This is a genomic window from Cetobacterium sp. ZOR0034, assembly GCF_000799075.1.
GTDB lineage: Bacteria > Fusobacteriota > Fusobacteriia > Fusobacteriales > Fusobacteriaceae > Cetobacterium_A.
On sequence record NZ_JTLI01000074.1, the window covers coordinates 1 to 8,664 of the forward strand.

15 protein-coding genes are annotated in these 8,664 nt (G+C 23.8%); 4 read left to right on the forward strand and 11 right to left on the reverse strand.

Features of this window, described 5'->3' with window-relative positions; genetic code table 11:
• Positions 1 to 24: 24 nt before the first annotated feature.
• Genes L992_RS11780 through L992_RS13855 form a run of 5 tightly spaced genes read right to left on the reverse strand, consistent with a single transcriptional unit; the run spans position 25 to position 2,349 of the window.
• Complete coding sequence (locus L992_RS11780; RefSeq protein ID WP_047396443.1) at positions 25 to 342, reverse strand: hypothetical protein; 318 nt, start codon at positions 340 to 342, stop codon at positions 25 to 27.
• Positions 343 to 402: 60 nt separating this feature from the next.
• On the reverse strand, positions 403 to 1,095 hold the full coding sequence (locus tag L992_RS11785) for a hypothetical protein (protein WP_047396446.1): 693 nt from the start codon (positions 1,093 to 1,095) through the stop codon (positions 403 to 405).
• Position 1,096: 1 nt separating this feature from the next.
• A complete protein-coding gene (locus L992_RS11790) occupies positions 1,097 to 1,825 on the reverse strand; it encodes a ParA family protein (RefSeq protein ID WP_047396448.1) in 729 nt (242 codons plus the stop codon).
• A complete protein-coding gene (locus L992_RS11795) occupies positions 1,818 to 2,204 on the reverse strand; it encodes a hypothetical protein (RefSeq protein WP_047383508.1) in 387 nt (128 codons plus the stop codon). Before L992_RS11795 ends, L992_RS11790 begins: the two co-directional genes overlap by 8 nt.
• 13 nt (positions 2,205 to 2,217) lie before the next feature.
• On the reverse strand, positions 2,218 to 2,349 hold the full coding sequence (locus L992_RS13855) for a hypothetical protein (RefSeq protein WP_255360721.1): 132 nt from the start codon (positions 2,347 to 2,349) through the stop codon (positions 2,218 to 2,220).
• Between the two features lie 763 nt (positions 2,350 to 3,112).
• Between L992_RS13855 and L992_RS11800 the strand changes: the two genes are divergently transcribed.
• From L992_RS11800 to L992_RS11815, 4 genes are all read left to right on the forward strand, one after another.
• Complete coding sequence (locus L992_RS11800; protein WP_047396450.1) at positions 3,113 to 3,307, forward strand: hypothetical protein; 195 nt, start codon at positions 3,113 to 3,115, stop codon at positions 3,305 to 3,307.
• 18 nt (positions 3,308 to 3,325) lie between these two features.
• Positions 3,326 to 3,622 carry a DUF960 family protein gene (locus L992_RS11805; RefSeq protein ID WP_047396452.1) on the forward strand — a complete coding sequence of 99 codons (297 nt, stop codon included), beginning with the start codon at positions 3,326 to 3,328 and terminating at the stop codon, positions 3,620 to 3,622.
• 198 nt (positions 3,623 to 3,820) lie between these two features.
• Positions 3,821 to 4,075: a hypothetical protein gene (locus L992_RS11810; protein WP_047396454.1), complete on the forward strand. Its 255-nt coding sequence runs from the start codon at positions 3,821 to 3,823 to the stop codon at positions 4,073 to 4,075.
• Between the two features lie 211 nt (positions 4,076 to 4,286).
• On the forward strand, positions 4,287 to 4,478 hold the full coding sequence (locus tag L992_RS11815) for a hypothetical protein (RefSeq protein ID WP_047396457.1): 192 nt from the start codon (positions 4,287 to 4,289) through the stop codon (positions 4,476 to 4,478).
• Positions 4,479 to 5,846: 1,368 nt separating this feature from the next.
• Here L992_RS11815 and L992_RS11820 read toward each other — a convergent pair.
• The 6 genes from L992_RS11820 to L992_RS13685 form a co-directional block, all read right to left on the reverse strand.
• Complete coding sequence (locus tag L992_RS11820) at positions 5,847 to 6,965, reverse strand: replication initiation protein (protein ID WP_047396460.1); 1,119 nt, start codon at positions 6,963 to 6,965, stop codon at positions 5,847 to 5,849.
• Between the two features lie 276 nt (positions 6,966 to 7,241).
• Entirely contained in the window at positions 7,242 to 7,427 is a 186-nt protein-coding gene (locus L992_RS13585; RefSeq protein ID WP_197053431.1) for a hypothetical protein, read from the reverse strand.
• On the reverse strand, positions 7,414 to 7,584 hold the full coding sequence (locus L992_RS13590) for a hypothetical protein (RefSeq protein WP_156110701.1): 171 nt from the start codon (positions 7,582 to 7,584) through the stop codon (positions 7,414 to 7,416). The genes L992_RS13585 and L992_RS13590 overlap by 14 nt, the downstream gene beginning before the upstream one ends.
• Entirely contained in the window at positions 7,581 to 7,724 is a 144-nt protein-coding gene (locus L992_RS13595) for a hypothetical protein (protein ID WP_156110702.1), read from the reverse strand. Before L992_RS13595 ends, L992_RS13590 begins: the two co-directional genes overlap by 4 nt.
• 66 nt (positions 7,725 to 7,790) lie before the next feature.
• A complete protein-coding gene (locus tag L992_RS13375) occupies positions 7,791 to 8,249 on the reverse strand; it encodes a S26 family signal peptidase (protein ID WP_081982917.1) in 459 nt (152 codons plus the stop codon).
• A gap of 52 nt (positions 8,250 to 8,301) precedes the next feature.
• On the reverse strand, positions 8,302 to 8,664 hold a 363-nt coding region (locus L992_RS13685; protein ID WP_197053432.1), incomplete at its 5' end, for a hypothetical protein.

Sequence of the window (8,664 nt, forward strand, 5' to 3'; positions counted from 1 at the left end):
GCGTGATTAAGATATCTTAAATTACTAAGATACTTCCCACGAAGCCCCGTCCTCTTTAGGGCGGGGTAGTTCACAAAGATGAATGATATATCCTATTCCTGAAATAATTCCTAATCCTATTAAAAGTTGTCCATTTAAAATATCTCCATTATTTGTTAAAGCTGATTTATACCATGATTTACCTACAAAAATGAGAGTACCAACAACTAATTGAAATCCAATTGCTTCTGCTGAAATAAAAGAGCGATTAAATTTTTCTTTACATGATTTATTAAGTTCAGAGATACCATTAAATATAAGACATACAATTAAAAAAATTCCGAATATTTTCAAGACTAACATTAAATCACCTCTATAAGTTTTTAGTGAGCTTCCAGAATTATTACCTGGAAGCTCTATTTTTTATTTTAATAATTTTTCAATAGATTTTAAATGTTTTTCTAACTCTTTTTTTTCTTCACTATTTAATTTACTTACTTTTTCTTCAAATGATTCAAATATAGGAATGTAATTTTTTACTTCAAATGTTTCAAATATCTCATTTTCTTTTTTATGCTCTATTTTTTTATTAGATATTCCTAAAATATTATTTAAGGACTCAATAACATCTGCCTTATCTGTAGAGTCATTTATTATATTTATAACACCTTCAAAATCTTCACTTTTGTAAATTTCACTTATTAAACTTTGAGGGATAGTTGCAATAATTGGTTTTTTATTTTCATTTACTCTAGAGTAAATTGAAAATCTTTGTCTATATCTCCAAGCTGTAGCTCTACTGAAGTTATTTATATCTAGCCATTTTTCATAAACTCCATTTTCACTACCTTGTCCACCTAGTTTTTCATGCACATTAGTAAAAATTTCTCCTAGCAAAATAGCACTTTTGGCTTGAATACTAAACATTTTTATAGTTTGTTCTTTTAAAAAATTTCCAATTTCTTCTGTTGGAGAAATTTCTTTTATTAAAGAAAAATCAATTATATCTTTTAAATGTTCTTCAGGAATATTTGTAATTTCATTTTTAGGTATTACTTTAACTTCATTTTTTAATCTGTCAGATAAATTCATCATTGTTGAATTATTTTTTTTCATTTTATCTTTCCTCCAAGTTTCTTTTTTCAAGTTCTTTCATAATTCCAAAGATAATTTCTTGAACTTTTTGAGCTGTTTTATTGCTATATTCCCAAACTGTTTTTTTATTATAAAGCATTTGTTCAATAAATGATGATTTTTCAATTGCAGGAGGTAAATGAATATTTATACCATTAAAATTTTCTATCAGAAGATTTAAAAAATAATTTTGTACTTTAGTAGGTTCAAATTTATTTATAACAATAGATAAAATTTTGTTGGGATCAATTTCTTTTGAAAGATTTAAAACTCCTTCCATTGTTACTTCATCACAATGAGTAGGGATTATAACATAATCAGAATTTTCTAAAAATACATTATCAACTTTTAAAGTTGGTACAGAGTCAATAATTATATAATCATATTCATTTTTAACTTTTTGCAAATAGTTAGGTAAAGTTTGAATAAATAGATTACCAAATGTACTTTTTTCTAAAGGTAAAAAATAAAGATTTTCTCTCAATCTAAAATATTCTCCATTCCCTTTACTTATTTCAGCCTTTAATCCATTATCAAACTCTTTATTTCCTTTTAGTAAGTAGTTAAAGATATTATTTTGAGAATCTGAAGTTAAAATTAAAACTCTTTTATTTGCTAAAGCAAGACCTGAAGCAAGTTGTGAAGTTAAAAATGTTTTTCCTACTCCACCTTTATTATTTTTTATAGTTATTATTTTTCCATTTTTATTCATTGTTCATACCCTCCACGATAATATTATTATTTTCAGTTGTTATTATAATATTTAGATTTGTAAAGTCTTTAGATAATTCTTTTGTGATATTGATAGGTAAATATATTTTTTCAGTTAAATATACACTATCTTTATAATATTTTCTACCCCTAATAATTTTTGTATCTTTATTGAAAATAATTAATTTTCCATCTTCAATATTTTTATTTTCTTTATCTTCAGTAGTATTTGAAATTATTAGTTTATTATCTTTGTATTCCAGGTGTATATCTTCTATATTGTCAAACCAACCAAGTTCTTTAGAGATACTAGAGGGTATAAGGATATACCCTCCAATAACTTTATTATAGCTCTTGCTTAAACTTATTTTTTTTATCATTTTTTTCCTTTCTCTAAAGAGTGAGTAAAAATTCTTCAAGTTCTCTTTCAGATTTAAAAATTAAATCTGAAAAAGTTTTTCTCACCCCATCATTTTCATAATCAATAGAAACTTTAATTTCTCCATTTTCATAGTGTTTTTTCATTATAATTTATCCTCCTACTTGATTTTTATAAGGATAAATGTTACAATATTTTTGCGAGAAATAGGTAACATTTACCTTATGTGAAGGGGCTACATTAAGTAGCTCCTTTTTCATTTATATTATATCATTTTTTCCTACTAATTTCTAGTAGGAAAATTAGAAAATTTAAATTTTTTCAAATAAAATATTTTCTAAATTTGGAATATAAAAAATTAGCTGAAAAACAAAAGAAATTTAAAAAACTAAATATTTTTACAGCATTATTAATTTCAGGAATTTCAATATTTATACTTCTTAGTAAAATATATAAAAGTTAATAAAAAATAATTCTTATCTAAGGAAAAGCTAGAGTCAATCTAGCTTTTTTTATTTTTTGTAAGTTCTAAAAAATGTTCCTTGAGCCATTTCTTTTTAGCATTAATTTTCTTTACTAAGTCAAATTCTAGTTTTTTAAAAATTTTTTCTTCCGTTTCTCTTCATAAAAATTTTTTAAAAAATGCTCCGTAAACTTCGCAAATTTGACTTATCAAAAATTAATGCTTTTGAAATTTTCAGCTCAAGAACATGAATTTTTTAGAACCTTAACAAAATAATAATTTCAAAAAGTTGATTTTTCTTTTCTAGCTTTTCCTTACCTTTAATCTGATCTATTTCTTTTTATAAAAACTTTTTGAAAATAACTAAAAGATTCCAGGGGTTTCGCCCCCTTACGACGAAGCTAAGAACATTGAATTTAAAAAATTAATAATTAGGAGTGATTGATATGGAACTAAATTTAAAAGAAATTGCATATGAAATGCTAAAAAAAATTGAATTTTACGGGTTAGAATCTGAAATAGATTATAAATATGATGATTTTAAAAAGACAATAAAAAATATAACAGAAAATAAATTATTAGCTAAAGACTATTACGCACTAATTAGTATTTGTTCACAAACTTTATCAGAAAATATTTAATAATAGGGAGGAATAAAAATGTATTTCAAAAAATTAAACATATATTCAACAAAATTAATAGGAGAATTATTTGAACCTCATATTTTACAAAGTTTTATTTTTTCTATACTGGAACAAAAAGAAAAAGGAATAAAAGTTGACTATCTTCAAGTATTTGAATTAACAGCAGATACAGAAAATAATAAATTATTTGTTAAGCATAGACAAGAACAAACAGACGATACAATCAAATTTGATTATTATAAAATCAATAAAATAGCTAATAGACTTTGCTTCAAGTTGAAGCAAAGTTTATTAAAAAATTATAAAAAATAACTTGACTTTATGACGTATACGTCATATAATATAAGAGTAGAGAGGGGGTGAAACCTTGCTTACCAGTATTAAAACTATACTAGAAATTATCTTCTATATACTATCAATAATCTTAGCAATAAGAGAATTGAGAAAATAGAATGATAAGGGGGAGCAATCCTCCTCTCTTTAATAAAATGTAAATTAGGAGGAAATAACATGGAAAAATTAATTACAAGTACTATTTCTTTTGAAGGAGTTATTAATAATTTAAAAGAATTAATTGGTCAAAAGTTTGATGAAAATGATATAATAATTGCATTTGAAGATTACGAGGAAAATAACGAAACAGAAGTTATTATTAGTAATTTAGAAAATGGAAGAGGAGAGTATTCGGCACATATTAATACAGAAAAAGGAACAGAAATAATAATAACTGTAGAAAATGGAATTATTATAAATATTAGAAGTTAGAGAGGTGTTGAATTGGAATTTTTAAAAACTTTAAATTTATTTCTTCAGCCTATAACAGTAGTCCTATTGTTAATGGTTATTATAAAATTAAACAAAAAAAAATAAGCTCTTTTCCTGTAGAGAAGGGAGCTTATTTTCTTGCTTACCAGTATGTTTTTGTTAAATTAATTATAATATATTTTTGACAAAAAGTCAAATAAAGGGGTTACAAATGGAAAAAAGAGAAGGTAAAATCTTATGGTCTAAAGGTGGTTCTGGAAGTGATACTACAAGAATTACACTTCCTGTTGCCTGGATTAGAAAAATGGGTATAACAACCGATCTAAGAGAGGTTGAAATTCTTTTTGATGAAAATACAAATAAAATCATTATACAAAAAACAGAAATTAAAACCAATCAATGACAAATAAAAACTTAATTTAAAAGAGCTAATAAAGCTCTTTTTTTTTAAAAAATACTGTTTTGAAATAAAACAACTATCTAAAAAATATAATTTTTATAAATATTTTATTCTGCACTTTTTGGTACTTACTTAATTTCTATTTTGCACCTTTTATTATTTACTTACTCATTTTTTTTGCACCTTTTGTTATTTACTTGCACCTTTTGTTATTTACTTACTTGCACCTTTTGTTATTTACTTAACTCTTGTTTTGCACCTTTTGTTATTTACTTAATTCTTGTTTTGCACCTTTTGTTATTTACTTTTGCACCTTTTGTTATTTACTTAACTCTTGTTTTGCACCTTTTGTTATTTACTTGTATATATCTACCCCTTATAAATAAAGGCTTTGTTGAGGGTCTTAAAAAGATATTATTAAATAATTAAGAAAAAAGATTCTTTTTAAAAAGAGGGTTTTTATTTTGAATAGAAAAAATTAAAAAAAAATCAAAAACAATAAAATTTTATATATTTAAAAGTTTACTTCTAAAATTAAATTAAAAACATATTTTAAACAGCCTATAAATAGCATAAAATCAATTTCAATCAATTTTACAATAAAATACTCATAAAAACATTTACACAAGCCTTAAAATCAATTTTATAGAGTTTAAAGTATAAAAATTCAAAATATATTTTTAAATAATTTTTACTGTATTAATTAAGAACAAATCTAAAAATAAAAATTATTATTGAAGATTTTAGTTAAAATTGATATACTAAAAAAAGTTACAGGTTTTTAAAGTTAAACAAACAACTGGCAAGGATAATTCCTTGCTTTTTAATTAACAAACCTATATACATTTATTCCAAAAATGAGGGTCTAGTCTATGCCCTCATTTTTAATTAAAAACTTATAAGAAAAAGTATTTTTTATAGTCTAATAATTTTATTTCTTATATAACGATTATAGGGTTTTATCGTTATGCTTGTTATTCTTTGTATAATTGATTTTAACATATTTCTATTCTTAACCTTAGTGATTCCCTAACTTTATCTTATAATTGTTAAAAGAGCTATTTTACGCTGAATTTTGCCAATTAAAAAAGACTAGGTGGGTGAGACACCTAGTCAGTGATTACCTAGTACCCTTTCTTAACTAGCAGTAAAAAAAGGACTATAACTAAAAATAATCTTTCCATTTGGAAACTTCACCCCCTTTCTAGGGTAGGCAACCACTTATTAGATTATATCATAGTACAAAAAAATAGAAAAGAGCTAGTTTCTCACCTCTAGCTCTTTTCCGTACAATGAAGTTTCCAACATTGATTATTTTTAGTTTGTACATAAATTATATACCTTATATTTTAAAAAATCAATAACTTTTTATTATTTAACAGATTCTTTAATTAATTTTTCGTATTGTTCTTTTATTTCTTCTTCTGTTGTAAGAGTAGAAATTATACTATTAAATAAATTCCATTTTCTTATTGGAACTAGAGGTTTTAATTTTTTTATATATTTTAATCTAATTTCATCTATAGATGAAATTTTTATATTTTCTTCTTTCACTTCTTCTTCTTTAAATTCAATATTATTTATAATATTCTCATTATCTATAATATCTTTATCATCTTTAGATATTATAGTTTTAATAATTTTACTTAAATAAGTTAATTTACTAAAATCTTTATTTATTATTTTGTATGCTTCCTTTAAACCGAATACAAGTTCTTCTTCAGTAAACTCATTAATAAGAATTGCAATACACTCATTAGATAAAGTTTTTGATTTTGATATATAAATATTTTTTTTAGCTTTTTCTATAGATTCTTTTAATTGATCTGATATAATAGCTTCTTTTTTAGAGATAAAGAAATCATATCCTGATATTTTTTTTCCTTTATATATTTTTTCAACTCTTATATTCAAATCTGTTAAATTGTTAATTTCTTCTATTGCAGGTTTAATAATTTTTTGATCTATATTATTTTGTGTATAATTTTTATATAATAATTTTATTTCATCTGTTGATATATAAATTTTTCTTTTCCAGGCTTCTGCTTGTAATCTCATATAAAATAAAATTGAATATCTACTTGATAAATGTTTTATATTTTCAAGGTAATATTTACAAAAATTTCCCTGGTTTAAATCTCTTATAAAAGGTAAAAATTTAGGGTTATATTCTACTTCAACTGTCTTTTCTTTTTTATCAAATTCTAATACAGAAAATATACTATAACTTTTATATTTATCTTCATTTTCTTTTATTTCTATTGTTCTTTTTTGTAATTTTTTTATAGTTTCCTCGAATAAAGAATAACTTTTTCTCTCCATCCCTATAAAATCTTTTATAAACTTACTGTCAGCAGTATAATAATTTTCACTTTTTCCTAAATTAGATATTAATGTTAAAAATAATTTTAACTCTCTAAGTTCAAAATCTTCAAATCTACCTGAAGCTAAGTTATTTTGATGTATTACCATTTTACTATTTTTTTCCATTACAAATCCTCCATTGGTGTTGTGCTAAAAAATTTTATATTTGAAATTTTAGAAAAATATGGTAATATTAACATATACTCATTTTAACATTTTAACATTTTAACATATGTTAATTAGCCTATTTCTAAAATTTATTTTAAATAGCTGTATTAATATTTTATGTTTCTTTGAGTTCCTTCATTTAAATTAATAATAAGTGGCATTATTATTAATTTTTTGAAAAATTTTATTTAAAAAGAAGCTGTCTTGGGAAAAGATAAGAGCTTCTTTTTTATTTTACCATTCTCTATTTAATACATTTGCAGGTCTTTGATCTCCTTTTAATTCAGGACTTATTCCTTTCATTTCTTCTATTTTTGCATTCTCTTTTTCAATTTCTGATTTACCAAAACATCCCGTAAATCCCAATGAACTTAAAATACATAAGCTAAGAATTATTTTTTTCATTCTACCATTCACCATTTAAAAGATTGGCTTTTTTATTTTGATTTGTATATTCAGAATCCACTTCTTTTAACTTTTCTATTTTTGCATTTTCTTTTTCAATTTCTGATTTTCCTAAACATCCTGTAAATCCTAATGAACTTAAAATACATAAACTAAGAATTATTTTTTTCATTTATTTTCCTCCTCTACATCAGCTATAAATTTCTTAATAGCTTCTACTATAACTTGTTTTGCTGTAACTTTTTTTAAAGCACAAGCTACTTTTAGTTTTTCTCTTAAATCTTCATCAACATTAATATTAATTTGAGCCATAATTTTATCTCCTATATTTATATAGTTTTATAGTAATATAGTAATATAGTTTTATAGTTATGTCAATCAAAAATTAAAAAATAATTCCACTTTATATTTTATTGAACTTATAGGTACTACTCCAAAATATCTGCCATCAAATGACCTATCAGAGTAATCAGACAATAAAAATATTTCTCCTTTTTGTACTTTCATTTTTTTTACATCTATCTCAGGTAATTTTCTTCCGTAAGAATCATATTTATAAACCTTTCCCCAATTCTTACTATTTATAATTAACTCATTATTGCTATTTATTTCAATAACATCATCTATTTTTTCACTTGCCACTTTTTTCATCATAGATGTAACTATACTTGGTACATATTTTCTATCAAATAAATACTTTTTTGTTTCTTCAGGAATTTCAAATACTACAATATCATCTTTTTTAAATTCTTCAGAGGGAAGTATCCTATATACTCCCCTCGGTAAACTTTTTGTTATATTTATTATGTAGTTATTTGAAAGAATTTTTAGAATAATTAAAAATGCAAAAAAAAACTAATTATTATTAAAACTTTTTTATCCTTTATTTTCATTTATTATCTCCTATTTTTTCACCATTTAATCTTGCTTCTCCTGTTGAGCTTTGGTTGTTCCAAATATCTTTAACTTTTGATTTGTTAGTTTCTTGACTATTACTTCTTGGTGTTGCTCCTGTTCCTCTACTATCACCAGTTTCTTGACTACCACTTCCTGGTGTTACTCCTGTTCCTCTACTATCGCCAGTTCCTTGACTATTACTTCCTGATGTCGCTCCTGTTCCTCTATTATCACCAGTTTCTTGACTATTACTTCCTGGTGTCGCTCCTGTTCCTCTATTATCACCAGTTTCTTGACTATTACTTCCTGGTGTCGCTCCTGTTCCTCTGCTATCACCAGTTTCTTGACTATTACT

Bases quoted from the DNA above. Each gene is read 5' to 3' on its own strand.
- L992_RS11780 (WP_047396443.1), bottom strand. From the start codon at position 342: ATGTTAGTCTTGAAAATATTCGGAATTTTTTTAATTGTATGTCTTATA.
- L992_RS11785 (WP_047396446.1), bottom strand. From the start codon at position 1,095: ATGAAAAAAAATAATTCAACAATGATGAATTTATCTGACAGATTAAAA.
- L992_RS11790 (WP_047396448.1), bottom strand. From the start codon at position 1,825: ATGAATAAAAATGGAAAAATAATAACTATAAAAAATAATAAAGGTGGA.
- L992_RS11795 (WP_047383508.1), bottom strand. From the start codon at position 2,204: ATGATAAAAAAAATAAGTTTAAGCAAGAGCTATAATAAAGTTATTGGA.
- L992_RS13855 (WP_255360721.1), bottom strand. From the start codon at position 2,349: ATGAAAAAACACTATGAAAATGGAGAAATTAAAGTTTCTATTGATTAT.
- L992_RS11800 (WP_047396450.1), top strand. From the start codon at position 3,113: ATGGAACTAAATTTAAAAGAAATTGCATATGAAATGCTAAAAAAAATT.
- L992_RS11805 (WP_047396452.1), top strand. From the start codon at position 3,326: ATGTATTTCAAAAAATTAAACATATATTCAACAAAATTAATAGGAGAA.
- L992_RS11810 (WP_047396454.1), top strand. From the start codon at position 3,821: ATGGAAAAATTAATTACAAGTACTATTTCTTTTGAAGGAGTTATTAAT.
- L992_RS11815 (WP_047396457.1), top strand. From the start codon at position 4,287: ATGGAAAAAAGAGAAGGTAAAATCTTATGGTCTAAAGGTGGTTCTGGA.
- L992_RS11820 (WP_047396460.1), bottom strand. From the start codon at position 6,965: ATGGAAAAAAATAGTAAAATGGTAATACATCAAAATAACTTAGCTTCA.
- L992_RS13585 (WP_197053431.1), bottom strand. From the start codon at position 7,427: ATGGTGAATGGTAGAATGAAAAAAATAATTCTTAGCTTATGTATTTTA.
- L992_RS13590 (WP_156110701.1), bottom strand. From the start codon at position 7,584: ATGAAAAAAATAATTCTTAGTTTATGTATTTTAAGTTCATTAGGATTT.
- L992_RS13595 (WP_156110702.1), bottom strand. From the start codon at position 7,724: ATGGCTCAAATTAATATTAATGTTGATGAAGATTTAAGAGAAAAACTA.